Source organism: Sphingobium sp. DN12 (assembly GCF_051058005.1).
Lineage (GTDB): Bacteria > Pseudomonadota > Alphaproteobacteria > Sphingomonadales > Sphingomonadaceae > Sphingobium > Sphingobium yanoikuyae.
This window is the reverse complement of record NZ_CP173717.1, coordinates 1-26,288: the sequence shown is the minus strand read 5'-3', so window position 1 is coordinate 26,288 and position 26,288 is coordinate 1. Positions and strand designations below refer to the sequence as shown.

24 protein-coding genes and 1 pseudogene are annotated in these 26,288 nt (G+C 65.4%); 13 read left to right on the top strand and 12 right to left on the bottom strand.

Translation table 11 applies throughout. The annotated features are described in order from the left end of the window. Positions 1 to 4: 4 nt before the first annotated feature. The 3 genes from accC to ACI6S0_RS00115 all read left to right on the top strand — a co-directional run bounded on the left by accC (position 5) and on the right by ACI6S0_RS00115 (position 2,532). A complete protein-coding gene (gene accC / locus ACI6S0_RS00125) occupies positions 5 to 1,357 on the top strand; it encodes an acetyl-CoA carboxylase biotin carboxylase subunit (protein WP_004210354.1) in 1,353 nt (450 codons plus the stop codon). After that, the gene (locus tag ACI6S0_RS00120; protein ID WP_434404535.1) at positions 1,354 to 1,698 is read left to right on the top strand and encodes an arsenate reductase family protein; all 345 of its coding nucleotides are present in this window, start codon (positions 1,354 to 1,356) and stop codon (positions 1,696 to 1,698) included. The genes accC and ACI6S0_RS00120 overlap by 4 nt, the downstream gene beginning before the upstream one ends. Positions 1,699 to 1,782: 84 nt before the next feature. Further along, positions 1,783 to 2,532: a ParA family protein gene (locus ACI6S0_RS00115; RefSeq protein ID WP_017500882.1), complete on the top strand. Its 750-nt coding sequence runs from the start codon at positions 1,783 to 1,785 to the stop codon at positions 2,530 to 2,532. Positions 2,533 to 2,541: 9 nt separating this feature from the next. Here the strand turns inward: ACI6S0_RS00115 and ACI6S0_RS00110 are convergent, their stop codons facing one another. Together ACI6S0_RS00110 and ACI6S0_RS00105 are read right to left on the bottom strand one after the other, a co-directional pair. Next, the gene (locus ACI6S0_RS00110; protein ID WP_434404534.1) at positions 2,542 to 4,845 is read right to left on the bottom strand and encodes a putative bifunctional diguanylate cyclase/phosphodiesterase; all 2,304 of its coding nucleotides are present in this window, start codon (positions 4,843 to 4,845) and stop codon (positions 2,542 to 2,544) included. Between the two features lie 108 nt (positions 4,846 to 4,953). Beyond that, on the bottom strand, positions 4,954 to 6,714 hold the full coding sequence (locus ACI6S0_RS00105; RefSeq protein ID WP_097382184.1) for a fatty acyl-AMP ligase: 1,761 nt from the start codon (positions 6,712 to 6,714) through the stop codon (positions 4,954 to 4,956). 163 nt (positions 6,715 to 6,877) lie between these two features. Between ACI6S0_RS00105 and ACI6S0_RS00100 the strand changes: the two genes are divergently transcribed. From ACI6S0_RS00100 to ACI6S0_RS00085, 4 genes and pseudogenes are all read left to right on the top strand, one after another. Then, positions 6,878 to 7,402 carry a regulatory protein RecX gene (locus ACI6S0_RS00100; RefSeq protein WP_434404533.1) on the top strand — a complete coding sequence of 175 codons (525 nt, stop codon included), beginning with the start codon at positions 6,878 to 6,880 and terminating at the stop codon, positions 7,400 to 7,402. A 48-nt stretch (positions 7,403 to 7,450) separates the two neighbouring features. Then, a complete protein-coding gene (locus ACI6S0_RS00095) occupies positions 7,451 to 8,008 on the top strand; it encodes a DUF192 domain-containing protein (RefSeq protein WP_434404531.1) in 558 nt (185 codons plus the stop codon). 50 nt (positions 8,009 to 8,058) lie between these two features. Beyond that, positions 8,059 to 8,457 carry an NADH:ubiquinone oxidoreductase subunit NDUFA12 gene (locus ACI6S0_RS00090; protein WP_004210347.1) on the top strand — a complete coding sequence of 133 codons (399 nt, stop codon included), beginning with the start codon at positions 8,059 to 8,061 and terminating at the stop codon, positions 8,455 to 8,457. Further along, positions 8,436 to 8,870: pseudogene (locus ACI6S0_RS00085) on the top strand (DUF2155 domain-containing protein); the annotation flags it as partial. The gene ACI6S0_RS00090 and the pseudogene ACI6S0_RS00085, both read left to right, overlap by 22 nt. A 35-nt stretch (positions 8,871 to 8,905) precedes the next feature. Here the strand turns inward: ACI6S0_RS00085 and aat are convergent. After that, a complete protein-coding gene (gene aat / locus ACI6S0_RS00080) occupies positions 8,906 to 9,658 on the bottom strand; it encodes a leucyl/phenylalanyl-tRNA--protein transferase (RefSeq protein WP_434404530.1) in 753 nt (250 codons plus the stop codon). A gap of 81 nt (positions 9,659 to 9,739) precedes the next feature. Between aat and ACI6S0_RS00075 the strand changes: the two genes are divergently transcribed. Then, positions 9,740 to 11,041: a dipeptidase gene (locus ACI6S0_RS00075; protein WP_434404528.1), complete on the top strand. Its 1,302-nt coding sequence runs from the start codon at positions 9,740 to 9,742 to the stop codon at positions 11,039 to 11,041. Between the two features lie 58 nt (positions 11,042 to 11,099). On the opposite strand, the gene ACI6S0_RS00070 is transcribed toward ACI6S0_RS00075, so the two are convergent. Together ACI6S0_RS00070 and ACI6S0_RS00065 are read right to left on the bottom strand one after the other, a co-directional pair. After that, positions 11,100 to 12,137, bottom strand: coding sequence for a S66 peptidase family protein (locus ACI6S0_RS00070; RefSeq protein ID WP_434404527.1), 1,038 nt, complete (start codon positions 12,135 to 12,137; stop codon positions 11,100 to 11,102). Next, positions 12,134 to 12,580, bottom strand: a complete 447-nt coding sequence (locus ACI6S0_RS00065; protein WP_434404526.1) for a cupin domain-containing protein — start codon at positions 12,578 to 12,580, stop codon at positions 12,134 to 12,136. The genes ACI6S0_RS00070 and ACI6S0_RS00065 overlap by 4 nt, the downstream gene beginning before the upstream one ends. 53 nt (positions 12,581 to 12,633) lie before the next feature. Here ACI6S0_RS00065 and dapE point away from each other — a divergent pair, with 53 nt between their 5' ends. Next, complete coding sequence (dapE, locus tag ACI6S0_RS00060) at positions 12,634 to 13,776, top strand: succinyl-diaminopimelate desuccinylase (RefSeq protein ID WP_434404525.1); 1,143 nt, start codon at positions 12,634 to 12,636, stop codon at positions 13,774 to 13,776. A gap of 484 nt (positions 13,777 to 14,260) precedes the next feature. Here the strand turns inward: dapE and ACI6S0_RS00055 are convergent, their stop codons facing one another. The 5 genes from ACI6S0_RS00055 to secB all read right to left on the bottom strand — a co-directional run bounded on the left by ACI6S0_RS00055 (position 14,261) and on the right by secB (position 19,705). Beyond that, complete coding sequence (locus ACI6S0_RS00055; protein WP_434404524.1) at positions 14,261 to 15,535, bottom strand: dicarboxylate/amino acid:cation symporter; 1,275 nt, start codon at positions 15,533 to 15,535, stop codon at positions 14,261 to 14,263. 138 nt (positions 15,536 to 15,673) lie between these two features. Then, positions 15,674 to 16,321 (bottom strand): DUF4136 domain-containing protein, encoded by a 648-nt coding sequence (locus ACI6S0_RS00050; protein ID WP_004210337.1) that lies wholly within the window; start codon positions 16,319 to 16,321, stop codon positions 15,674 to 15,676. 210 nt (positions 16,322 to 16,531) lie between these two features. Next, positions 16,532 to 17,536, bottom strand: a complete 1,005-nt coding sequence (trpS, locus tag ACI6S0_RS00045) for a tryptophan--tRNA ligase (RefSeq protein WP_434404523.1) — start codon at positions 17,534 to 17,536, stop codon at positions 16,532 to 16,534. Positions 17,537 to 17,557: 21 nt separating this feature from the next. Further along, positions 17,558 to 19,132 carry a murein biosynthesis integral membrane protein MurJ gene (gene murJ, locus ACI6S0_RS00040; RefSeq protein ID WP_004210333.1) on the bottom strand — a complete coding sequence of 525 codons (1,575 nt, stop codon included), beginning with the start codon at positions 19,130 to 19,132 and terminating at the stop codon, positions 17,558 to 17,560. A gap of 69 nt (positions 19,133 to 19,201) precedes the next feature. Further along, a complete protein-coding gene (gene secB, locus ACI6S0_RS00035) occupies positions 19,202 to 19,705 on the bottom strand; it encodes a protein-export chaperone SecB (protein ID WP_048936411.1) in 504 nt (167 codons plus the stop codon). A 221-nt stretch (positions 19,706 to 19,926) separates the two neighbouring features. Here secB and ACI6S0_RS00030 point away from each other — a divergent pair, with 221 nt between their 5' ends. The 4 genes from ACI6S0_RS00030 (at position 19,927) to ACI6S0_RS00015 (ending at position 24,185) form a co-directional block, all read left to right on the top strand. Beyond that, on the top strand, positions 19,927 to 20,583 hold the full coding sequence (locus ACI6S0_RS00030) for a Tim44/TimA family putative adaptor protein (RefSeq protein ID WP_434404522.1): 657 nt from the start codon (positions 19,927 to 19,929) through the stop codon (positions 20,581 to 20,583). Next, positions 20,580 to 21,845 (top strand): murein transglycosylase A, encoded by a 1,266-nt coding sequence (mltA, locus tag ACI6S0_RS00025; protein ID WP_434404521.1) that lies wholly within the window; start codon positions 20,580 to 20,582, stop codon positions 21,843 to 21,845. The genes ACI6S0_RS00030 and mltA overlap by 4 nt, the downstream gene beginning before the upstream one ends. 9 nt (positions 21,846 to 21,854) lie before the next feature. Next, a complete protein-coding gene (locus ACI6S0_RS00020; RefSeq protein WP_037490930.1) occupies positions 21,855 to 22,388 on the top strand; it encodes a Smr/MutS family protein in 534 nt (177 codons plus the stop codon). A 102-nt stretch (positions 22,389 to 22,490) separates the two neighbouring features. Then, a complete protein-coding gene (locus ACI6S0_RS00015; RefSeq protein ID WP_434404520.1) occupies positions 22,491 to 24,185 on the top strand; it encodes a putative bifunctional diguanylate cyclase/phosphodiesterase in 1,695 nt (564 codons plus the stop codon). A 10-nt stretch (positions 24,186 to 24,195) separates the two neighbouring features. Here the strand turns inward: ACI6S0_RS00015 and ACI6S0_RS00010 are convergent, their stop codons facing one another. Both ACI6S0_RS00010 and dnaA read right to left on the bottom strand, forming a co-directional pair. Next, positions 24,196 to 24,801 (bottom strand): peptidylprolyl isomerase, encoded by a 606-nt coding sequence (locus tag ACI6S0_RS00010; RefSeq protein ID WP_434404519.1) that lies wholly within the window; start codon positions 24,799 to 24,801, stop codon positions 24,196 to 24,198. A 68-nt stretch (positions 24,802 to 24,869) separates the two neighbouring features. Beyond that, positions 24,870 to 26,288, bottom strand: a complete 1,419-nt coding sequence (gene dnaA, locus ACI6S0_RS00005; protein ID WP_434404518.1) for a chromosomal replication initiator protein DnaA — start codon at positions 26,286 to 26,288, stop codon at positions 24,870 to 24,872.

The following is a 26,288-nucleotide window of genomic DNA, read 5'->3' as shown; positions in this document are numbered from 1 at the left end:
TCCCATGGCCATCGAAAAACTGCTGATCGCCAACCGGGGCGAAATCGCGCTGCGCATCCACCGCGCCTGCCATGAAATGGGCATCAAGACGGTGGCGGTCCATTCGACCGCCGACGCCGATGCCATGCATGTGCGCCTCGCCGACGAGGCGATCTGCATCGGGCCGCCCGCCGCCAAGGACAGCTATCTCAACATCGCCGCGATCATCTCTGCAGCCGAGATCAGCGGCGCCGACGCGATCCATCCGGGCTATGGCTTCCTCAGCGAAAACGCCAAGTTCGCCGAGATCGTCGAGGCCCATGGTCTCGCCTTTGTCGGTCCCAAGCCCGAACATATCCGCACCATGGGCGACAAGATCGAGGCGAAGCGTACCGCTGGCGCGCTCGGCCTGCCGCTGGTGCCCGGTTCGGACGGCGCGGTCAGCGATGTCGAGGAAGCGCGCGCGATTGCCGATGCTGCCGGCTATCCGGTGATCATCAAGGCCGCGTCCGGCGGCGGCGGTCGCGGCATGAAGGTCTGCACCTCGCCCGACCAGCTCGAAACGCTGATGCAGCAGGCCGGTTCGGAAGCGAAGGCCGCGTTCGGCGACGCCACCGTCTATATCGAGAAATATCTCGGCAATCCGCGCCACATCGAAATCCAGGTATTCGGCGACGGTAATGGCAATGCCATTCACCTCGGCGAACGCGACTGCTCGCTGCAGCGCCGTCACCAGAAGGTGCTGGAAGAAGCGCCCTCGCCCGTCCTGAGCCAGGCCGAGCGCGAACGGATCGGCGGCATCTGTGCCAAGGCGATGGCCGACATGGGCTATCGCGGCGCGGGCACCATCGAGTTCCTGTGGGAAAATGGTGAATTCTACTTCATCGAGATGAACACCCGCCTGCAGGTGGAGCATCCGGTGACCGAGATGATCACCGGCCTCGACCTGGTGCGCGAACAGATCCGCGTTGCCGAAGGCAAGCCGCTGTCGGTGAACCAGGAAGATATCCGCTTCACCGGCCATGCGATCGAATGCCGCATCAACGCGGAAGATCCCAAGACCTTCGCGCCGTCGCCGGGCACCGTCACCAGCTATCATGTTCCGGGCGGCATGCATGTCCGCGTCGATAGCGGCCTGTATCAGGGCTATAAGGTGCCGCCTTACTACGACTCCATGATTGGCAAGCTGATCGTCTATGGCCGCACCCGCGAGGGCGCGATCATGCGCCTGCGCCGCGCGCTGGAGGAATATGTGATCGAAGGGATGAAGACCACCATCCCGCTGCATCAGGCGCTGCTGAAGGATCCCGAATTCCTCAACGGCGACTATACGATCAAGTGGCTCGAAGAGTGGCTTGCCCGTGAGGATGGCCAGTGAAGGCCACCATCTGGCACAATCCCAAATGCGGCACGTCGCGCAAGACACTGGCGATCCTTGAGGAAACGCCAGGCGTCGAGGTGGAGGTGGTCGAATATCTCAAGACCCCCTTCACCCGCGACAAGCTGGTCCAGCTGTTCGCCGACGCCGGGATGACCCCGGCCGAAGCGGTCCGCAAGATGGGCACCGATGCCGAGGAACGCGGCCTGCCGGACATGACGGCGGATGCGATCCTGGACGAGATGACGGCCAATCCGGCCTATGTGAACCGCCCCTTCGTCGAAACCGAAAAGGGCGTGCGCTTCTGCCGCCCCCAGGACAAGGTTCTGGAAATCCTCTGAATATCAGCCGCTTGTCACGCCCATGTCACAAGCGGCTGATTTGAGCCCTTGCTTTGACGGGGGGAAGCCGTAGCTTCCTCTCCCATGGCAAAGGAACCGGCATTGGCGACCATCGCCGTCTACAGCCTCAAGGGGGGCGTTGGCAAAACCACCTTTTCGGTCAACCTCGCCTGGGCGTCGGCGAGCATATCGAAGCGGCGCACCCTGCTCTGGGATCTCGACCCGCAGGCCGCGTCGAGCTGGCTCCTCTCCACCGATCTTGAAAGCCGCGATGCGGCCCAGGCCATCTTCAGCAAGGATGTCGAGGTCCGCAAGCTGATCCAGCCCACCACCGTGCCGGGCCTGGACCTGATCGCCGCCGACACCTCGCTGCGCAGCCTAGACCATCTATTCCGCGAGATGGACAAGAAGAAGCGGCTGGCCAAGCTGATCGACAGCCTGGGCAAGGATTATGACCGCATCATCCTCGATTGCCCGCCGGGCCTCACCGAAACCAGCGAGCAGGTGCTGCGCGCCGCCGACCTGATCGTCATCCCGGTCATCCCCTCTCCCCTGTCACAGCGCGCGATGGGCGAGGTGGCGCGCTATCTGGTGCAGCGCGGCGGCAATCATGCGCCGATCCTGCCGGTCTATTCGATGGTCGACCGCCGCCGCAGCCTGCATCGCAAGGCACTGGATGAACAGCCCGGCTGGGGTGCGATCCCTATGGCCAGCACGATCGAGCAGATGACGGTCCGCCGCAAGCCACTGGGCGCCTTCGCCCCCGCCTCCCCCCCGGCCCAGGCCTTCGGCGCGCTATGGACGATGGTCGAGCGGCAGGTTCAGCAGGGCTGAGGCCCTGCCTCAGCCAACGGCGCAGGCCTGCGCCGGCGGATCGGGGAACACGCGCGCCGCATCCTGCGGCAGCATCGGCCGGCCATAATAATAGCCCTGCACCTTCTTGCAGCCCAGCCGGCGCACCATGTCCAGTTCGGTCGCGGTTTCCACTCCTTCCGCCGTGGTCGACATGCCCAGGCTTTCCGCCAGCGTCACCACCGCCCGGATGATCGCCAGATTCTCTGGCGTGTTATGCGCCGCCCCGACGACGAAGCTGCGGTCGATCTTGATCGTGTTGAAACGGGTGCGGCTGAGATAACCGAGCGAGGAATAGCCGGTGCCGAAATCGTCGAGCGATAATTGTATGCCCATCGACTGCAACTGATCCAGTACGCGCAGCGCGCCGTCATCCTCGTGCATGAACACGCTTTCGGTGACCTCCAGCTCGAGCCGCCGCGCATCGAGCCCGCTCTGGGCCAGCGCATTGATCACCGCGGATATGAAGTTGGACTGGTGCAGCTGTTCCGCCGACACGTTGACGGCAACCCTTATATGCGCGGGCCAGCGCATCGCCTCGCGGCAGGCGGTCCGCAGCACCCATTCGCCGATCGGCCCGATCAACCGAGCCTCCTCGGCCACCGGCACGAATTTCGACGGCGGGATCGGCCCCAGTTCGGGATGGGTCCAGCGCGCCAGCGCCTCGAACCCCGTGATCACGCCTGAGGTGGCATCCACGACCGGCTGATAGAGAAGATGGAGCTGATCCTTCTCCAGCGCCTCGCGCAGCGCCTGCTCCAGCCGCTGCCGTTCCTCGGCCTTGGCATGCAATTGGGGCTCATAGGGGCAATGGACGCCGCCGCCTTCGTCCTTGGCGCGATAGAGCGCCAGATCGGCGCTGCGAATGATCGATTCGGACTGGTGCCCGTCGATCGGCGAGACGGCCGAGCCGACCGACGCCCCGACATGCAGCACATGCTGATCGATCTGATAGGGGGCCGACAGCGCGTCGATGATCGCGATCGACAGGCGCGCCACCGCCCGGTCGTCGTCGATCCGCGCGATCACCACGCCAAATTCATCGCCACCGATACGACCGCAAAAGCCGGCACCGCCACAGACAAGGCGCAGGCGCTGCGCCACCTGGCTGAGCAGCTGGTCGCCGACCTGATGGCCCAGGCTGTCATTGATCGCCTTGAACCGGTCGAGATCGAGCATCAGGAACGCGCAGCCGGGCCGGCGATTGCCGGTGTCGGCCATGGCCTGGTCCAGCGCATCGCGCAGATGGGCGCGGTTGGGCAAGCCGGTCAGCGTGTCGAACCGCGCCAGCTGGGCGATCTTGTCGGCCGATTCCCGCTGGACGGTGATATCGGACCCGACACCGCGAAAGCCCTGAAAATTGCCATTGTCATCATAGCGGGGCGAGGCCGACAGCTCGAGCCAGCGCGTGCGCCCCTGCACATCGACGGGCAACGCCAGATTGCTGAAGCTCTCCCGCCGCTTGAGATGATCCGCCAGGCTATGCAGGCTGGAGGCAAAGCGGCCGCTTTCCCATCCGGCGCCGGCCAGAACCTGGACCAGCGGCGCCCCTTCCAGCGCCTGCGGCGTCATGCCGACGCTTTCGGCGAAACGCTGGGTTACGCCGCTGATCCGGCGCAGCGCATCGGTCTGCCACAGCCAGTCGGATGCGCCCTGCTCATATTCGCGCAGCAACAGGCTGACGACCTCGGTCTGCTCGGCCAGTTGGACCGTGGTGCTGTGCTGGCGCGCGAAGGTGCGGGCATAGATGAGGCAGCCGACCAGCAGCGACAACGCATAGCTGGTGGCCAGCGCCCGCAGCGGCAACAGGGTTTCGCCGTCGAACATCGCCGACAGGCCGACGATGCAGGGGACCAGGAAAGCGATGGCGGCCAGCGGCGTCGCCGCATAGCTGATTGCGCCGCACACCATGATGCAGCTGATGAGGGTCCAGAGCGCCACCAGATGCTCGGCCCCCTCTCCCCTCGAAAAAAGCGTCATGCAGGCGGCCCAGACCAGGCCGTGCAGCAGGCCGGTCAGCGCATGACGGCGCAGGTCACGCGCCTGCGGCACGCCGCCGGCGCCGATCTTCCGGCGATGGATCAACAGGGCGCTGATGGCAACGGCACCGATCAGCGCGACGCTCCAGCCAATCATGACGGTCGCCGAAACATGACTGCCGAACACGCGCCAGAGGAACAGCAGGCCGAACACGTTCATCGCCAGACGCAGCAGCGCGACGCTGTCTGCCGACTGCAACTGGGCAGTCAGGACGCGCATATCGGCTTCATCGACGAGGCGTGCGAGCCCCATCATCGCCCTTAGCGAGCCCCGTCCCTGTCGGTCGGTTTCGGATTGCCCTTGCTCGATACCCACATGCCCGGCCTAGCAGGCAATGGTTATCAATCGGTATGCGTCGCCCGATCAGGCAGCGATATCGTAAGGACGGATCTCGCCGGTCAGATAGAGGTTGCGTGCCTTGGACCGGCTGAGCTTGCCCGAGCTGGTGCGCGGCAGGGTACGCGGCGGCACCAGTTCGACGACGCAGTTCATGCCGGTGATGGCACGGACCCGCTCGCGAATCTGGTCGCGCAGGCGCGAACGCTCCTCATTGTCGGAGGTGCGGCAATGGACCAGCACAGCCGGCGCTTCCTCGCCGCCCGGCGTGGTGATCGCGAAGGCGGCAATGTCGCCCTGCTTGAAGCCTGGCAGCTGCTCCACGGCCCATTCGATATCCTGGGGCCAGTGATTCTTGCCGTTGATGATGATCATGTCCTTGGCGCGGCCGACAATGTAGAGATAGCCATCGGACAGATAGCCCATGTCGCCCGTGTCCAGCCAGCCATCCGCCATGCAGGCCTCGGTCGCTTCGGGATCGCGGAAATAGCCGACCATCAGCGAGGGGCCGGTGGTCCAGACCTTGCCGATCTGGCGCTCGTTCATCAGGCCGCCATCCTCGTCGCGGATCTCGACGATCATGTCCTTGGCGGGCTTGCCGCAATTGACGATCGAGCGGAAACGCTGCGGACGACCTTCCGGCGCGGCACCGCCCGACAGGTCGGTTTCCTCCACCAGTTCGACGATGATGCCTTCGCCCGGCGGCATGATGGTGACCGCCAGAGTGGCTTCGGCCAGGCCATAGCTCGGCAGGAACGCCTTGGGGCTGAAGCCAGCATCGCCGAACGCATCGACGAAGCTCTGCATCACGTCGGGGCGAATCATGTCGGCGCCGTTGCCGGCCAGACGCCAGCGCGACAGGTCGAAACGGTCGGCCGCCTTGGTCTGGCTCGACATGCGACGCGCGCAGATGTCGTAGCCGAAGGTCGGCGAATAGCTGATCGAGGTACCCTCGTTACGGCTGATCAGGTCCAGCCAGGCCAGCGGACGGCGGGCGAAATCCTCGGTCTTCATATAGTCGGTCGACACCTGATTGGCGACGACCGACAGGAAGCAGCCGACCAGGCCCATGTCATGATACCAGGGCAGCCAGCTGATGCAGCGATCGCTTTCCTGCACTTCCATGCCATGGCTGTGCGCCGACAGGTTGGACAGCAGCGCATGGTGCGTCACTGCGACGCCATGGGGGAAGCGGGTCGAACCGCTCGAATATTGCAGATAGGCGATTTCCTCGCCCTTGGCCTGCGGCAGGTCGCAGGGGACCGCCTCGCGGGCGATGAAATCCTCGAAGGCGATGCTCTCGACCGACTTCTGGCGACCGGATTCGCCCGCCATGTCCTCCAGTTCCTTGGGGAAGAGGAACAGCATCGGGTCGCAGCTCGACAGCTGGACATTGAGCTGGTCGATATAGCTTTCCTTGCCGCCGAAGCTGGTCGGCAGCGGCAGCGGCACCGGCCAGGCGCCGGCATAGACGATGCCGAAGAACAGCATGGCGAAGTCGGCGCCGGTTTCGGCGACCAGGGCGACGCGGTCCTCGGGCTTCACGCCATGGGCGATCAGGCGATGGGCACAGGCGATCGCGTCCTCGCGCAGTTCGCTGAACGGATAGGGCCGCGCCAGATTGCCGCGCGCATCATGGAAATTGAGGCCGCGCTTGCCCTGCGCCGCATAGTCCAACGCTTCGCCCAACGTCTCGAAATCCGAGAAGCGGCGCGGAAGAACATCGTTGGTCGGCGTTGGTGCCATCATAATCTGCGAACCCGTCATATTGGTGTCACCCAATGTCATATCTGTCATATTCCGGCGGCCGCTATCAGTTTTGACGTCGACTTGCACCGGATAGTTTCAATCCAGCCTGTGCTTCTAGACCATAAGGCGCGGTAAAATTCCGGCCCGACTGTGGCATAAAGATGGCGCTTAGCGCATGATGGTGCACAATGCACGACCGGTCATGACCAGCAAACGCCCGCCCCCACCCCTGGATGAAGACGCATTGCGCGAATTGGCGCTGCGCTATGTCGGCCGGTTCGCGACCAGCCGCGGCAAGCTGCTCGCCTATCTGGCGCGCAAATTGCGCGAGCGGGGATGGGGCGGGGAAGCGCCGGCCGATCCCGAAGCGCTGGTCGCCCGCTTCGCGGAGCTTGGCTATGTCGACGACAGCGGCTTTGCCCTGATGAAGAGCGCGGCGCTCGGCCGGCGCGGCTATGGCGCCCGCCGGATCAACGAGACATTGCGCGCCGCCGGCATAGAGGAGGCAGATCGCAGCGCCGCCGATGCCCAGGCACAGGCCGATCGCTGGGCGGCAGCTGACCGATTCGCGCGACGCAAGCGGATCGGCCCCTATGCGATGCAGGCGCCCGATCCCAAGGGGCGGGAGAAGGCGATCGCCGCCTTCCTGCGCGCCGGCCACGACTATGCCCTGGCCCGGCGCTGGGTCGACGCAGCACCCGGTGACGTCCCCGAAGCGGAGGATTGAGGGTTAACCCTCTCCCGCACCTCCCCGAAACCCGCTAGGCAGGATCGCATGATCTTTACCCGACTGCTTCTCGCCGCCGCCCTGCCCGCGCTGCTCCTGGCCTGCTCCGCCAAGCCCGATGCCGGCGCCGATGCTGCAAATGACAGCGGCAATGTGCAGGCCGCCGCACCGCAGGGCGCACTGCTCCCTCTCGTCATCCACACGGCGAAGGGCGCGCATCGCTTCGACGTGGAAGTCGCCCGGACCGAGGCGGAGCAGGAACAGGGGCTGATGTTCCGCAAGGCGCTGGATGCCGACAAGGGCATGCTGTTCCCGATGGAGCCGCCGCGCACCGCCAGCTTCTGGATGAAGAACACGATCATCCCGCTCGACATGCTGTTCATCCATACCGACGGCACGATCGCCTTCATCGGCGCCAATGTCGCCCCCTATTCGCGCGAGCCGGTGTCCGCCGGCGTGCCGGTGGTGGCAGTGCTGGAACTGCGCGGCGGCCGCGCCGCGGAACTGGGCATCAAGGAAGGCGACCGCCTGGCCTGGGGCAAATGCGCAACAACCGACGGCAAGAGCGCGATCGACCTCGATTTCTGCCCGACAACCGCCCGTTAGGGCCATATCGTCCTTGCCCACGTCAATCCCAGCGGCTAAGCGCATCGGCCATGGGTATCCTGGCAAACATCTTCACCTGGTGGAATGGCGCCACCTTCGGCACCTGGCTCTTCACGGCCCGCAAGGGCACGAAAGTGGGCGAGGACCATCAGGGCAATGTCTATTATGAAGGCGGCGTCGATCCGAACGGCCTGACGCGCCGCTGGGTGATGTATAACGGCGCCAATGATTCGAGCCGCGTGCCGGCCGAATGGCATGGCTGGCTGCACCACTCGATCGAGGGCACGCCCGAAAGCTTCCTGCCGCCGCCGCGCATCTGGGAAAAGGAATTCACCCCCAACGCGACCGGCACCGCCAACGCCTATCGCCCCTCGGGCGCGCTCGAAAAGGGCGGCCAGCGCCAGAAGGCGACCGGCGATTACGAGGCATGGAGCCCCGACGCGGCATGATTCGGCGTCCGGCGGGGGGATTCCCGCCGATCCTGCTTGGCGCGCCGCTTTTGGGGTGTGCGCTGCTGGCGGCCTGCGGTCGCAATGATGCGCCGGAAGCGAATCAGAGCGGCCCGGTGAAGATCGAGGGCCAGCCTATCCGCAACGCGGACGAGGCCAGCCTGTCCGGCACGCCAATGGCCGAGCGCACCGCCGTCATCGGCCTGCTCAACAAGCGCAACGGCCTGACCCGCGACCTGACGATGAAGCCCGGCGAGGCGCTGCGCGTCGGCGACGCCATCGTCCGCCTGCAGGCGTGCGAGACCACGGCTCCGTGGGAAAATGTGCAGGAAACCGGCGCCTTCGTGCAGTTGGACGTGCGCAGCAGTTCCGACGGCAAGTGGCGCCGCAATTTTTCCGGCTGGCTGTTCCGCGAACGGCCCGACCGCAATGTCGTCCAGCACCCGGTCTATGACGTCTGGGTCAAGAGCTGCACGATGGAATGGCCCGAAAGCGGTCCTGCCACGGTCAAGCTGGGCGACAAGGGCAAGGTGCCTGCTGCCGCATCGCCGGCCAGCAGCGCAAACGCCAGTTCGGCCGCCACGCCCGAGCCGGCCGACAGCACCGCGTCGCCCGCTCCCAGCGGCACGTCGCCGACGGCAACGCCCAACAACTGAAGATAGTCGCGCTGGCTGATTTCCTGCGCGCCCATGCTGCGCAGATGATCGGTCATGAACTGGCAGTCGAGCAGGCTGAAGCCGCCAAAGCGCATCCGCGCCACCAGCCAGGCCAGCGCCACCTTTGACGCATCGGTGCGGCGCGACACCATGGACTCGCCGAAAAAGGCACCACCCAGCGCCACGCCATAGAGGCCGCCGACCAGTTCATCCCCGTCCCAGCATTCGATCGAATGGGCAAAGCCCAGTTCGTGGAGATGACGGTAGGCGCGCTCGATCGGGCCATTGATCCAGGTCGACGGACGATCGGGCGCGGCTTCCGCACATAGGGCGACGATGCCGGCAAAGGCGCGGTTGGCGGTGACGCGAAACCTGTCCTGCCGGATCGTCTTTGACAGCGAACGTGACAGGTGAAGGCCATGGAGCGGCAGGATCGCCCGCCTTTTGGGCTCGACCCAATAGACATCGTCGGCCTGCCGGTCATCGGACATCGGGAACACGCCGATGGCATAGGCCTGCAGCAGCAACAGCGGATCGATCGTCATCGATTCAAGAGTCTAGCCAATGTCGTACCCGCCCGCCAGCCGCGATTGACTTGATCCGTCGCCCCCCTAGTCTCCCGCGCCATGATATCCCTCCGCCTCGCAGCCCTGCCGCTGCTCCTCGCCACCGTCGCCCTCCCCTTCGCCGCCTCGGCCGCGCCCGCATCCGATCCCTATGCCGCGCGAATCGCCAAGGTGCTGAAGGCCACCCCGCTGATCGACGGCCATAATGACTGGCCCGAAGCGATGGCCGGCAAGGCCGGGGACGCCCGCTGGACCATGCCGCTCGACCGGCTCGACCCCAGCCAATATCATACCGACATCACCCGCCTGCGTGCCGGGCAGATGGGCGGGCAATTCTGGTCCGTCTGGGTGTCGGCCGACCTGCCCGAACTGCAGCAGGTGAAGGATACGGTCGAGCAGATCGAACTGGTCCACAGCCTCGCCCGCCGCTACCCGCAGGATTTCACCCTCGCCACCACCGCTGCCGAGGTCCGTGCCGCGCACAAGGCCGGACGGATTGCGTCGATGATCGGGGTCGAGGGCGGCGGCCAGATCGACGGCAGCCTGGCCGTGCTGCGCGCCTATCATGAGCTTGGCGCCGGCTATCTGACGCTGACCCACAGCCGGACCATCGCCTGGGCCGACAGCGCCACCGACAATCCCCAGCATGACGGCCTCACCCCGTTCGGCGAGGCGGTGGTGCATGAACTCAACCGCCTGGGCATGCTGGTCGACCTCGCCCATGTCAGCGAAGGCGTGATGCTGGACGCACTGAAGATCAGCAAGGCGCCGGTCATCTTCTCCCATTCCAGCGCGCGCGCGCTGTGCAACACGCCGCGCAACGTGTCCGACGCGATCCTGCAGCAGGTCGCGGCCAATGGCGGCGTGGTCATGGTCAATTTCGCGCCGCAATATGTGTCGGAGGCCCGCCGGGTCTGGAGCGCGGCGCGCAGCGCGGAAATGGCCCGCTATAACGCCCCGCCCTTTGGCGGCCTTTATATCGGTGATCCCGAGGGCGCGAAGAAGGCGCTGGCGGAATGGGAAAAGGCCAATCCCGAGCCGGTCGTCACCCTGTCGATGGTCGCCGACCATATCGACCATATCGCCAAGGTCGCGGGCGTCGACCATGTCGGCATCGGCAGCGATTTCGACGGCGTGGGATCGCTGCCCCAGGGGCTGGGCAGCGTCGCCACCTATCCCGCGCTGCTGGCCGAACTGATGCGCCGCGGCTGGAGCGATGCCGACATCGCCAAGCTGGCCGGCGAGAATGTGCTGCGTGTCATGACGGCCGCCGAGAAGGTTGCCGAGGGGATGAAAGGCGAGCCGATCGGCAATGGCACCGTCGCATCGCTGGACGGCGCCAAGCCCGCAACAAAGGAATAGAGCCTGATTCACGCCATCGCTGGAAGCGCGGAGCGCTTCCAGCTCAAACGATCAGGCTCTAACTGACAGCCGGCTCCAGCAACCGGATCGTACCCGCGTCCGCGTCGATTTCGGCGCGGGCGCCGACCGGCAGGCTGAACTGGTTGGCGATATGACCGAACAGCGCGCCCTGGAAAGCGGGGATGCCGAGCGGCGCCAGATGCTGCTGCAGCACTTCCGACAGGGTGAAGCCGCCATAGGACACGCCTGTGGCCGTGCAGCTGGTGCATTGGCCGAAGACGAAGCCGGCGAGCTTTGGCAATATGCCCGCCAGCGACAATTGGGTCAGCATCCGGTCAATGCGATATTCCGCCTCGTTGGTTTCCTCCACGAACAGGATCGCGCCGGTGAAATCGGGCAACCAGGGCGTGCCCATCAAGGCCGTCAACACGGTGAGATTGCCACCCAGCAACCGCCCGCTCGCCTTGCCGCCGCCAAAGGTGCGGATGCGGCCGCTGCGCGGCACCAGCCTATCCTCCGTCCCCACCGGATTGACATAGGTCGGCGTCGCCCCGTCAAACGCCACCGCGCGGAAGCTGTCCCAGCTGAGCTTGCCCCAGCCGCTCGCGGCATTGGGGCCGTGGATTGTGGTGAAGCCGGCGCGGGCCGCGAAGGCCAGGTGCAGCGCCGTGATATCGGAAAAGCCGGTCAACAGCTTGGGATTGGCGCGGATCGTCTTGAAGTCGAGATAGGGCAGCATGCGCGCGCAGCCCCAGCCGCCGCGCACCGCAAACACCGCCTTCACCTCCGGATCGGCATACATGGCGTTGATGTCGGCGGCGCGGTCGGCATCCTTGCCCGCCAGATAGCCATAGCGCTCGACCAGATGCGGCGCGGCCTTGGGCTTCAGCCCCATCGCCCGGATCGTCTCCTTGACCAGGTCCAGGTCGAAGGCGTCATCGGTAAAGCCCGCCGGCTCCACCAGACCGACCACATCCCCTTCACGCAGGCGCAGCGGCCGGATCAGCCCACCCGGCGCCGCTGCCGAAATCGAGGGCATGCCCGCCGCAACCACAGCACCACTTATGCCGGCCAGCAACCCACGACGATCCATCATGCAAAAACGCTCCCATCCTTGTGGCGATAGACCCCACCGGACAGGTGCAGATCGATATCGGGATAATGGCAATCACTGACAGACGGACGGCCAAAGGCAAGCAACACGCAGTCCGCGTCACTTTCATTGCGCAGATGATGGCCGTTGGCCACGCCCTTGGGAAAGGCCGCCATGTCGCCCGCGACCATCGGCGTGCGCCCACCCTCCTCGACCAGCACCGCCTCGCCCGACAGCAGGACGACAAATTCGTCCTCGCCCTCATGCCAGTGGCGTTGCGATGACGCTGCGCCGGGTTTCAGCACGACATGGCTGACACCGAAATCGCCAAGACCCGTCGCCGGGGCCAGCCGGCGATAGAAGCGACCGGCGACCGCCTGTGCATGGTCGCCCGGATAACCGGTGGCATTGCTCTGGGGAATGGCGGCAAGATCGATCTTCGGCATGGCCCCTCTCCTCTGCGCTGGTCAAGAAAGTCGGCTTTCGCTAACGCTCCCCCATGACCAAGACCAGCACCAATCATGACGCCCTGGCCCTGGCCGAGCGCCTGCTCGCCTGCCCCTCCGTCACCCCGGCCGTCGGCGATGTGTTCGCCGAGCTGGAAGCGATGCTGGTTCCGCTGGGCTTCACCGTCGACCGCTTCGTCAGCGGCGTCGCGCCCGACGGCCCGGTCGAAAATCTGCTCGCCTGGCGCACCACCGGCGCGGGGCCGCATTTCGCCTTTGCCGGCCATCTCGATGTCGTCCCGCCCGGCCATGGCTGGGCCAGCGATCCCTTCACCCCGGTGGTGCGCGGCGACCTGCTCTATGGCCGCGGCGCGGTCGACATGAAGGGCGCGATCGCCGCCTTCGTCGCGGCGCTGCACGAATTGCCCGACAGCCTGCCCGGCACGATCAGCCTGATCATCACCGGTGACGAGGAAGGCCCAGCCACCTATGGCACGCTGGCGCTGATGGACCGGATGGTCGCCCATGGCCTGCACCCGGACATGTGCCTGGTCGGCGAGCCAACCTCCTCGGCCCGGCTGGGCGACGTGGTGAAGATCGGCCGGCGCGGCTCGGTCAACATGTGGATCAAGGTGGCGGGCACGCAGGGCCATGTCGCCTATCCGCACCTGGCCGACAATCCGATTCCGGCGCTGGTCCGTATCCTCGCCAAAGTGGATGCCGAAGTGCTGGACGAGGGCACCGACTGGTTCCAGCCCAGCAATATCGAGATCACCGACCTGGAAGTCGGCAACCCGGCGCATAATGTCATTCCGGCCGCAGCCACGGCGCGCATCTCGATCCGTTTCAACGACCAGCATAGCGGCGCATCGCTGATCGATCGGATCAGCGCGATCGCGGCGAGCGAGGGCGGCAGCGTGGAGGCCAAGATCAGCGGCGAGCCGTTCCTGACCCAGCCGGGCACGCTCTCCACCCTGATCAGCGATGCGATCCGCGACGTGACGGGCCTCGACACCGAATTGTCGACCACCGGCGGCACGTCGGACGCGCGCTTCCTCTCGCGCATCTGCCCGGTGGCGGAATTCGGCCTCAACAATGCGACGATGCACAAGCTGGATGAGGCCGTCGCGGTCGCCGATCTGCACGACCTGACCCGCATTTACCGGCTGATCACGGAACGGGCGCTGCGGGGCTAGATTAACCGTCTGCCTGGAAGCAATTCGTCCAGAGCGGGCGCCCAAGCCCGGCATGACGAGTGAGAATGATCACATCTTGAACAGGGGAGCAGTTGCCCTTTGCTCCACGATCATTCCTCTTCGGGATATCCGCATGCGCATTTCGCAGGCTCACGCCAATCGGCGGTAAGTTCCTCGACCTTTGCGATCTGCGTGGAGCAGGACGGGCACCAGACCCCGAATTCATCGACATAAGACCAGCTAGTATCGGGCCAGCAGACTTTCTGATTCATCAAATTTCTCCGTGGCGCACCGTTTGGAGCGATCCACGAAGAGACACCAGTTAAAGAAGGGTAATCTTGCTACGTGGCGGCCTGTAGCTTGGCCTTACTTGACGAAGGCCGGACCGATGGCTCGCTCCTACTCCTTGTCTCCTGATCGCGATGCTCCGGACAGGAGGCAAGAACAATATTATGAAAAATCATGATAAAAATTGCCGCAGCAATCAATTGGCATCATTTTTCCCCGTATCTTCACGTAAATTGAAGCCAACAGGCGTCGCGCCTAGTCGATCGATGATGCGGGTCACCCCCATGTCGGCGGTGACATTGCCGACGGTGCGGAAAATGTCCGGCACGGTTTCGACGGCGAGCAGCAGCGGCAGTGCCTCGACCGGGACGCCCATGGCGAGGCAGATCGGGCCGGTGGTGGTGAAGAAGGTGATCTGGCTGGGTAGGCCGACCGCTGCCAGGCTGACGATCGCGGCGACCGCAACGCCCAACATGATCTGCACCGGGCCGAGCGCCACTCCGTTAATCGCCGCCACATAGAGGGCAACGCCTAGATTGGCCGGCGGACTGGTGATGCGGAACAACGAGATAGCGAGCGGCAGCACGATCGAGCGCGTGCTTTCTCGCACCGCCAGCGGGCCGTCGCTTGCTGCGATCATGGCGGGCAGCGAGGCGATCGAGCTTTGCGTCGAAAAGGCGATGAGCTGGGCCGGCAAGGCCGCACGGGCGAAGCGGCCGGGCGCGATCCGGCCCAGCAGGATCACCAGCGGATAGACCAGCGCCGTCACCGCCAGGCAAATGAGGACGATGAAGCCGATATAATGGAGCAGCGCGCCCGCCGTCGCGAGGCCGGAGCGGCTGCCGGCGACCAGCGCCAGCGCGAAAACGCCGATCGGTGCGAGCCAGAGCACCCAGCCGACGACGATCAGCAGCGTATCGACTAGCGCGGCGAGGAAGCCCGTCAGCGCGGCGCGCCGCTCCTCCGCCACCCGCGTCACGGCAAAGCCGAAGACGAGGGCGAAGAGCACGACCGCGACCACCTGCCCTTCGGCCGCACTGCGGATCGGGTTGGCCGGAATGAAACCCAGCAACCATTCGGCGGACGGGCGAACGCCGGGCACCTCGCTGGCCGGCCCCGCCCCGGTAAGCGCCCCCACAGCGCCAGCCGGCACTGGCCAGAATTGCAGCAGCAACGGCCCCAGCAGTGCCGCGACCGCCGCGGACGCCGTAAGCAGCAGCGCAAAGAGGATCAGCGTTCGGGTCGCCGTGCCGCTGGTCCGCGCCGTGCAGGCCGCAGAGGCGACGCCCGTGACCAGCAGCGCAAAGATCAGCGGGATGAGCGGCATCTGAAGCCCGTTGAGCCAGGCCTTGCCGACCGGCTGGGCGATATCGACGATGCGCGCATCCAGCGCACCGCCAAATTCCGACAGGGCAATGCCGCACGCCAGCCCCGCGACCAGCGCTATCATGATCCTGACCGTCAACGACATGTGCATTCCCCCTGATGCATGACGGCATCGCTCCCCTACCGATCAGCCTAAAAGCTTGCAGGCAAAAAGAAAGCCCGGCGATCGCAGGGATCGCCGGGCAATTTTGGTCTGGCTGGGAGCCGACCGTATCCTTGCTGCTCAGCCCTTCTTTTCGGGCGGCAGGGTGATCTTCACATCCTCGCCATTCTGGCCAGGGAAATTGGTGAACATCGCGTCGATCAGGTTCGGCACCAGATATGTGAGCTTGTTGGACAGCGACTGGGCGCTGGCCTTGCCCTCGAACAGGCGCAGATTGTCGGCCGCACGATCGATCTTCATGCTGAGATCGCTGGTGTAGACGGTGTAGCTCGACACGTCGTTGAAGCCGGCGCCGCCGAACAGCCAGGGATCATAGAAGCCATAGCCCCAAGGACGGCCCCAACGGCCATAGCCCCAGCCGCCGCCGAAATAGGGGCTCGGGCCGAAACCACCGGTCGAGCGCACACGCTCACGGCCATTGTCGACATCATAGGCGACACGCACGATGAGGTCGGCCTTGGCCGGATCGCCGGCGGCGACATAGCCGGTCTGGGTCAGACGCTGGCCGACCATCTGGGCATAATGGGAAAATTCGAGCCCACCGGCGAGCTTGGGATCGTCGGCGACGATCGTGTAGCTCTGCCCTGCGGGGGCGGGGAGCTGCTGGAAACGGGCGACGTCCGCCTTGAACGACGTGGCGCAGCCGGACAGGGCCACCAACGCCAGCGCGGGCGCTGCGAAAAGGCCGATCTTGCTGAAAGCTTTCATTTTTTCGCGTCCTGAATCAGGCGGATGCCTGTTAGTCTTCTTGCGCCCTGCTCTAGCAAAACGCAACTGAACATCGTTTGAACGCACCAACCCGTCGATTGGACGCAAGCCATGTCCGGTCAATGAAGGGACGGAGCGGCAGCGCCCATTCCGTATGCCTGCCACAGGGGATGGACCCTTTCCCCGCCCCCTGTGGCATCAGGGCATCACTCAGCGCATCAGGCCCATGGCGTCATAGGCCGCGCGCAGGGTCGGTTCGGCCGCCGCCGCCGCCTTGGCCGCGCCCTTGTCGAGGATCGCATCGAGTGCGGCATCGTCGGTGCGCAGTTCCACGAAGCGCTCGCGCATCGGCCGCAGCGTTTCGACCAGCAATTCACCCAGCGCCGGCTTGAACGCGCCGAAGCCCTTGCCGGCGAACTGCGCGCAGACCGCGTCAGGTGTGCTGTTCGACAAAGTGGCGTAGATACCGATCAGGTTGGTCGCTTCCGGACGACCGGCCAGGCCTTCCGACGTTTCGGGCAGCGGTTCGGGATCGGTCTTGGCCTTCTTCACCTTGGTCATGATCGCATCATCCTCGTCGGTAAGGTTGATGCGGCTCATGTCCGAAGGATCGGACTTGGACATTTTCGCCGTGCCGTCGCGCAGCGACATGATGCGCGCCGATTCCTTGGGAATGATCGGGGCCGGCAGGGTGAAGACATCAGCGCCGAAATCGGTGTTGAACTTGGTGGCGATATCGCGCGACAGCTCCAGATGCTGCTTCTGGTCCTCACCCACGGGGACATGCGTCGCCTGATAGAGCAGGATGTCGGCCGCCTGCAGCACCGGATAGACGAACAGGCCGACCGACGCGCCCTCGCGGTCCTTGCCTGCCTTGTCCTTGAACTGGGTCATGCGGTTGAGCCAGCCGATCCGCGCGGTGCCGTTCAAGAGCCAGGCGAGTTCGGCATGAGCCGGTACGCGCGCCTGGTTGAAGAGGACCGAGCGATCGGGATCGATGCCCGAAGCGACCAGGGCGGCGGCCATGTCGCGCACATTGCGGATGCGCTGTTCGCGCCCTTCATGCACGGTGATCGAGTGCATGTCGGCGAGGAAGAAGAAGCACTGGCTGCCTTCATCCATCTCGTCCTGCATCTTCACCCAGTTGCGGATCGCGCCAAGGTAGTTGCCAAGGTGCAGATTGCCGGTGGGCTGGATGCCGGAAAGGACGCGCATTACTCTAATCCATTCTGTTGATTATGGGGTGCCTCGCCGCCGCATCAGCGCCTTGAGGTCGGATAGGCGATAGGCGCCGGTGACGAAGCATGCCAGCCCGTACAGCGCGACGCCCGCGCCGACAAGCAGGGCAAGCCCGATATAACGGCTGACCATCGGGCCCGAGAGCATCGGATCGAGCAGATCCTCGCCCGCCCAGAGCGCCAGCCCCATCACCACCGCCGCCACGGCAAGGCGCGGGATGCGGCGGCGCAGCTGCGGGTCGGCGGTGAAATGGCCACGCGCGACCAGCGTGCGATAGAGCATCGCGACATTGACGGTAGAGGAGAGCGCGGTGGCGAGCGGCGGGCCGATATGGCCAAGCGTGGGGATCATGGCGAGGTTGCCGACGATGTTGATGGCGATCGACAGCATCGCATAACGCACCGGCGTCTTCGTATCGCCGCGCGCATAATAGCCCGGCGTCAGTACCTTCACGAGCACATAGCTGGGCAGGCCGATCGAGAAGGCGGAGAGCGCCCAACCACAGCGCATCGCGTCCTCCGCACTGAAGCGGCCATATTGGAACAGGCCGCGCACGATCGGTTCGGCCACGGTGATGAAGGCGACGGTCGCCGGCAGGGTGAGGAACAGGGCGAGTTCGATGCCCCGGTTCTGCGTCTCCATCGCCGCCTGATCCTCGCCCTTCGACAACATGCGCGAGATGGTGGGGAGCAGGATGGTGCCCAGACCGATGCCGATCAGGCCGAGCGGCAACTGATTCAACCGGTCGGCATAATAGATATAGGTGATAGAGCCCGAGGCGAGCAGCCAGCCCGACAGCGCCGTGGAGATCAAGAGGTTGATCTGCGACGCGCCGGCGCCGGCAGCGGCCGGCACGATCAGGCGCAGCAGCTCGCGCACATCGGCGTCGAGGCGCGGACGCTTCAATTTCATCGACACGCCGGCCCGCTTGCAGGCCCAGATCAGCCAGAGCAGTTGCAGCGCGCCGCCGACCGTGACCGACATGGCCTGCACCCGCGCGGTTTCATATTCGTCGGCGCCGTGGAAGAACCACAGGCCCGCGATCATCGCGACGTTGAGCAGGATCGGTGCGGCCGCATTGACCCAGAATTTGTCGAGCGAGTTCAAGATTCCGCCCAGCAGCGAGGCCAGGCTGATCAGCGCCAGATAGGGAATAGTGATGCGCGACAAGGTGACGGCGAAGGCAAACTGGTCCGGCGTCGGATTCTGGCGCGAGAAGCCGCCAGACAGCGCCCAGGTGATCGGCCAGGCCGCCGCCAGCAGGACGATCGTGAACAGGATCAGCACCGGCAACAGCACGGCCAGCGCCCGCTCGGCGAAATGATAGCCGTCCGCCATGCCGCCCGGCCCGGCCGCCTTCTTGTTGAAGAGCGGGATGAAGGCGGCGGAGAAGGCGCCCTCGGCAAAGAGCGCGCGGAACATGTTGGGCAGGCGGAAGGCGACACCGTTGAAGGCGTCCGACGCGAAGCCGGCGCCGACATAACGGGCGGCGAGCGAATCGCGGACCAGCGCCAGCACCCGGCTGGCGAGCGTCAGCCCGCCGACCGAGCCAAGGGCCTTCACCAATTTCATGCGGCGGCCCTCCATGCCGTTCGGGCTTCGACAGGCTCAGCCCGAACGGACATCAGAAGCATAAAGCGATCAGGCGTGACCGGCGGGTTCGCCCGTGGTTACCTGCATCTGTTCGGCCTGCTGCAGATAGAGCGCGCCGAAATCGATCGGATCGAGCAGCAGCGGAGGGAAGCCGCCGTCGCGGATCGCGTCGGCCAGCACGCGGCGGGCGAAGGGGAAGACGAGGCGCGGCGCTTCGGCCAGCATGAAGGGCTGGATCTGATCCTCGGGCACGTTGCGCATGCCGAACAGCGCGGCATAGACCAGTTCGACGGCAAAGGCGGTGCCCTGCGGCGCGACGGCCTTCACTTCGATCTTCAGCGCGATTTCCAGCACTTCGTCACCGACGCGATCGGCGCCGATGTTGAACTGGACGTCGATCTGCGGCTGGTCCTGCCACTGATAGACGGCCGGGGCGTTCGGATTTTCGAACGACAGATCCTTCACATATTGGCTGATCAGCGCGATCTGCGGCGCGGTGTCGGCGCCATTGCCGGTCACGTTGGTCTGGATGGTGTCGGCTTCGTCGGCCATTGTCCTCAAATCCTTGCTGATCGTTCGTTGCTCGAAGGGCCGGAACGGCCCGCGATATCGATCCGCGCGCTTAGCAGTGGCGAAAGATCAGGGCAATGCCGCCCGACAGGAAGCAGCGTCGGCCAATTGCTGCGCATTACAGGGCAAGCCGATATTTGAAGTATCGTGCAAACATGCCTATGTTGATGGAACATCATCCCGAACAAAGGGTATTTGCCTCCGTGTACGTGATCGTCATCCTCGCCATGATTGCCGGCTTCCTGGCACTGCGGCTCTATTCCGTTCTTGGAAAGCGGACGGGCCATGAGCAGGAGCCTGCGCTGCGTCCGGCGGAGGAACGCGCCAAGGTGGGTGGCTTGCAGCCCCGCCCGATGCCGGAAGCGACGGGCGATTCGGTTCGCCTGGCAGAAGGCCTCATTACCCCGGCAGGCGAAGCCGGCGTGCGCGCGCTGATCAGTACCGATCGCAGCTTTGACGTGCCGCAATTCGTCGAAGGCGCCAAGAGCGCCTACAAGATGGTGCTGGAAGCCTTCTGGCGCGGTGATCGCGACGAACTGGCCTGGCTGTGCGACGCCGATGTTCTCGGCTCCTTCGAGGAAGCGATCGCGGCGCGCGAAGCCGAGGGCCATGTACTCGACAATCGCCTGGTGCGGATCGAGAAGGCACAGATCGTCGATGCCAGCGTCAATGGCCGCATCGCCGAAGTCTCGCTGCGGTTCGAGGCGGACATTGCCGCCGTCACCCGTGATAAGGAAGGCAATGTCATTGCCGGGTCGCTGACCGACGCGGTCGGCACCAACGACATCTGGACCTTCACCCGCGACATCCGCAGCGCGGATCCCAACTGGAAGCTCAGCGAAACCGACGAGGCGGCGTGAGCCTGCGTCATTCGGGGGGAGCGCTGCTTGCAGCGCTGATGCTGTCCGCCTGCGCGGGCGGCGTCATTCCGCCATCGGCCGGCGGCCCTGCGCCAAGCCGGCCGAGCGGTAGCGGCGAAGGCGCGACCCGGCCGGTCCCGGCCACGCCCCGCCCCACCCTGCCCCCGAAACTGCCGACCGTATCGCCGGACGACCTGTCCACGGATCAAGCCAATGCCGCCGGCTTGGGCGTCACGCCCGGCCCCGACATTGCCAGCCTGATCCCGTCCGGTGAGCGCGCCCGCGCCGCCCTGCAGGCCTTTCGCATTTCCTGTCCGACGCTGATGAAGCGCACCGACCAGAGCGGGCTGACGCACGGATCGGACTGGAACAGCGCCTGCAGCGCGGCGTCGAGCTGGCCCGAAGCCACCGCCGCCGAATTCTTCTCCCGCTATTTCGAGGCGGTGCAGGTGGGCGAGGGCAAGGCCTTCGTCACCGGCTATTATGAGCCGGAAATCGCCGGGTCGCGAACCCGCCAGCCCGGCTATCAGGTGCCGATCTATCGCCGCCCGGCGGAACTGATCGACGTCAACCTTGGCCTGTTCAGCGACAGCCTGAAGGGCCGCACCATTCGCGGCAAGGTGCAGGGCAGCAATTTCGTGCCATTCGACGAGCGATCGCAGATCGTCGACGGATCGCTCGCCGGCCGCGGGCTGGAACTGGCCTGGGCGGCGGACCCGGTCGAATTCTTCTTCCTGCAGGTCCAGGGCAGTGGTCGGCTGACCCTGCCCGACGGCGGGGTGATGCGGATCGGCTATGACGGGCAGAATGGCCGCGACTATACCGGCATCGGCAAGCTGATGAAGGATCGCGGCCTGATCCAGGCCGGGTCGATGCAGGACATCATGCAATATCTGCGCGCCCACCCCGCCGAGGGCGCGGCGATCATGAACGAGAATAAGAGCTTCGTCTTCTTCCGTGAATTGACCGGCGCAGGACCGATCGGCGCGTTGGGCGTGCCGGTGACGGCCGAGGCCACGGTAGCCGCCGACCCCAAATATATTCCGCTAGGCGCCCCTGTCCTGCTGTCGCTCGACCGGGCCGAACCCAATGGCATCTGGATCGCCCAGGATACCGGCGGCGCGATCAAGGGCGCCAACCGGTTCGACAGTTTCTGGGGCGCGGGCGCCCGCGCGCGCGGCATTGCCGGCGGCATGTCAGCCCGCGGCAGTGCCTTGATATTGCTGCCGATCGGGTCCGCCGCACGGCTGGCGCGCCCGTGATCGCGCGCCATGCGACGCCGGACCCTATCTTCTGAAGAGCAGGCGCTCTGGGGCGCATTGACGCGTTCGGTCCGGCCGCTGCGGCCGGGGATGATGCGCCCGCCCCTGCCCGTTGTCGCCCCGGCGCCGACCCCGGAAACAAGGTTAACGCCGCAGCCTGCCAAGGCGGTGCCGATCACCCCCGCCCGCACGCCAGCGGCCGTGCTCGACACTGGCTGGGAAAAGCGAATCCGTAGCGGCAACATCGCCCCCGACATGTCGATCGACCTGCATGGCCATAATCTGGCCGGCGCCCATGTCAGGCTTAATCAGGCGCTGGCGGCGGCGATTGCCCGTGATGTGCGGGTGCTGCTGGTCGTGACCGGCAAGCCGCCGAAAGCCAGCAGCCACGGGGATTCGAGCCGGCGCGGCGCGATCCGGGGCGAGATCGGTCATTGGCTGGAAACCAGCCCCTATGCCGATCGCATCGCCAGCGTGCGCATCGCCCATCCCCGCCATGGCGGCGACGGCGCCATCTACCTGATCCTGCGCCGCAAAAAATGACGCAATTTGCGCAGCCACTGACCTTTTCTTAACCACTGTCCTTCATATCCGCCTGATCCAGCAGCACCGATTATCGGGGGCTTTGAGCAGGCAGGGAGGCACATGCAGGGCGTGACAGTGAAAAGCCGCGCTGCTGCCTTTGCCTGTGCGGCTGGCGCGCTCGTCTTCATCCTGTCGCTGCTATTGGGCCATGGCGCGGCCGACGATCTGGTCGATGTCGGCCGATCCCTGATCATCGCGATCCTGTGCGGCACGATGAGTTGGGCATCGGCCCAGCGCACCATCGCCGCTACTGCAAGCGCCATCGATACCGCGACCGAGCGGCTGCTGGCCGCCGCCCATGGCGATCTTCATTCCCATGTCCCCGCCGAGATCGGGTTGGAGCTGCCCGACCTGTCAGTCGCGATGGAAAGCCTGTTCAGCCAGGTCCGCACCAATCTGGACCATGTCCAGACATTGGCGCTGTTCGACCAGGTGACCGGCCTTGCCAACCGCACCAGCTTTTGCCGGCAGGTCGAACGCCTGCTCGTCGAACGCAGCGGCATGGGACCGGCCGCCTTGTTCTTCATCGACCTGGACGGCTTCAAGGCGGTCAACGATACGCTGGGCCATGCGGCCGGCGACCAATTGCTGGCGCGGGTGGCGGGCCGCCTGCGCGAAGTGGTGATGGCGCAGGTCAGCGCGGGTCTGGGCGACGCCGTGATCGGCCGCCTGGCCGGCGACGAGTTCACCATGTTCTTCCCCACCCTGCCCAGCCGCGAGGCAGCCACGCGCATCGCACGTGCCATCCAGTTCGCGCTGGGCGAGCGATTCGAACTGGGCAGCCAGCATGTCGATCTGGGCGCGTCGATCGGCATCGCCTGCTATCCCGACCATGGCGACAGCCTGTCCGCGCTGCTGCGATCGGCCGACATCGCCATGTATCATGCCAAGCATGAAGGGCGGGGCCGCGCCGAGATGTTCACCGCCGAACTGGCACTGGAGGCGGCGGATCGGGCCGAACTGGAACGCGACCTGCTGCTGGGGCTGGAGCGTGACGAATTTCTGCTGGAATTTCAGCCGCAGATCGAAATGAGCCATGGCGGCGTGGCGCAGGCGGTCACGGCCGAGGCGCTGGTACGCTGGGTCCATCCCGAACGCGCGCTCATCATGCCCGGCGCGTTCGTGCCGGTTGCGGAGGAAAGCGGCATGATCGTCGCGCTGGGCGACTGGGTCATGAGCCGGGTATGCGAGACCGCGGCGCGCTGGGCGCGATCAGGCGTGCATCAGCGAATCGCGATCAACATTTCGACCCGCGAACTGGCACAGGCCGATTTCTTCTTGCGCCTGCGCCACGCCATGGCGACGCACCAGACCCCGCCGACCATGCTGGAGCTGGAGATCACCGAATCGCTGGCGATGGACATGGACGAACGCGTGCTGGGACAGCTCAGCGCGCTGCGACAGGATGGCGTGCGAATCGCCATCGACGATTTTGGCACCGGCTATTCCAACCTGGCCCGGCTGCGCGAATTGCCTGTCGACCGGGTGAAGATCGACCGCAGCCTGGTGCGCGACATCGCGACCTCCGCAGAGGCGCGGACGATCTGCAGCGCCGTCGTCGGCCTGATTCAGGGCCTTGGCATGGAAGTGGTGATCGAAGGGGTCGAGACGCAGGCGCAGATGGACATGCTGCGCGTCATCGGCTGCACCCTGTTTCAGGGCTATCACCTCGCCCGACCGATGGGCGAGGCGCAATATCTGGATCGATATGCCACCGCGCCCGCCGTCGAACCGACGGAACGACGCAGCCTTTAAGCCGGACGATTCAGGGCAGGCGCCGGGCCGACAGGATCTTGACCGTCGGCTCCAGCATCTGCCCCTTCATCACGCCATTGCCGGCGGTGGGCGATTTCGGACCGGCCTGGATGGCCTTCACGATATCCAGCCCCTCGACCACATGCGCGAAGACGGCAAAGCCCTGATTGTCGCCGGCCGATTCGGGATGCGCGTCCATCGCCGGCATCTTGCCCAGCACGATGAAGAAATCCCCGGTCGCGCTGCCCGGTGCATAGCGCGCCATCGACAGCGCACCGTCATCATGGGTGAGGCCCGTCTGGTTCGTGGGCTCATGCTTGATCGGCGGCAGGACGCGCTTGGGATCATTCTGTGTCCCGCCCTGGATGAAGCCATAGTCCGGGCCGCCGACGGCGCGGTAGAAGACGGTGCCGTCGAACCGCTTCTGGTCGACGTAACGCAAGAAATTGCCGGCCGTGACCGGTGCCTTGTCGGGATGCAGCGCCACTACGATGCGTCCGGCACTCGTATCGAGCGCCACCCGCACATCGCTTGACGCAACGGGCGTTGGAGACTGGGCCAGCAGCGGACCGGAGGCCAGCGCGGCAAGAAGGAACAGGGCCAGGGTGCGGATCATGGCATCAAGCCTAGTCCAACCACCCTGCCCTGTCAGCCCATGGAGTCAGCCCATGGTTGGGGCTGCTATCAGCCTTCCAACTGGCGCATCAGGGCGCGGACGTCGGCGTCCATGTCCGGATGGCTCTCGCGCAGCTTCTCGATCGTGCGCACCGCGTGAATCACCGTGCTGTGATCGCGACCGCCAAAGGTGCGGCCGATTTCCGGCAGCGAGCGCGGCGTCATCTTCTTCGAGATATACATCGCCACCTGACGCGGACGCGCGACAGCGCGCGCACGGCGCTTCGACTTCATTTCCGACAGGTCGATCTTGAAATGCGCGGCACAGGCCTTCTGGATCTCGTCGATGGTCAGGCGACGCACATTGGCGCGCACCGCATCGGCGAGCATGGTCTGGGCAAATTCCAGATCGATCGAGCGACCGGTCAGCTGGCCATAGGCCACCAGCTTGTTGAATGCGCCTTCCAGTTCGCGCACGTTCGAACGGATCGAACGGGCAAGGAAGTCGATCACCGCATCGGGCACCGGCGGATCGCCGGCATGGGCGCGGCGCGCTTCCAGAATCGCAAGGCGCAGGTCGAGACCGGCCGGACGGATATCGGCCACCAGACCGCCCGCCAGACGCGACAGGATGCGCGGATCGATGCCGTCCAGCATCTGCGGCGCGCGGTCGGCGGTCACGGCGATACGGGCACCGGTATCGATCAGGTCGTTGATCGTGTGGAGGAATTCTTCCTGGGTCGAGCCCTTGCCGGCGATGAACTGGATATCATCGATCAGCAGCAGGCGCGCGGCGCGCAGGCGGGCCTTGAACGCCATCGTCTCGTTCGAGCGCATCGCATTGACGAACTCGACCATGAAGCGTTCGGCCGACATGTAGAGCACCGGTGCGCTCGGCGAATGGGCCGAGAAGGCCCGCGCGATCGAGTGCAGCAGGTGCGTCTTGCCCTGGCCGGTGCCGCCATGGATGAAGAGCGGCGTGAAGCGCGGCTCCGCCTCCCCCGCCATCGCCAGCGCCGCCGAATAGGCGAGCTGGTTGGTCTCACCCGGAACGAACTGGTCGAAGGCGTGGCGCGGCTGGAAATTGCAGGCGACGGTCGGCGCAGCGGCAACGATCGCCGGCGCCGTCACGGCTGCGGCCACGTCGCGCTTCACTTCCAGCAGGCGCGGGCCCGACGAATCGGGCGCACGGCGCAGGCGCACTTCGCGCACGCCGGCACCCGAACAGCGCCAGGCCATGCGCAGGCGATCGCCAAACTGGCCGGAAACGAAATTCGCGCTGAAATCCGACGCAAAATGGAGATCCAGCGTCTGCGAATCGGGGCAATAGTCACCCAGGCGCGCAGGCTTCAACCATTGGTCGAACATGCGCGCGCCGATGTCGCGGCGCAGACCGGTGCGGATGGTCGTCCAGGCGGATTCCAGGCGGGCCATATCTGCCGCTGCCTCTCCGTCCTGAATTCCAAGCACCGCCGCATTATCCTTCAT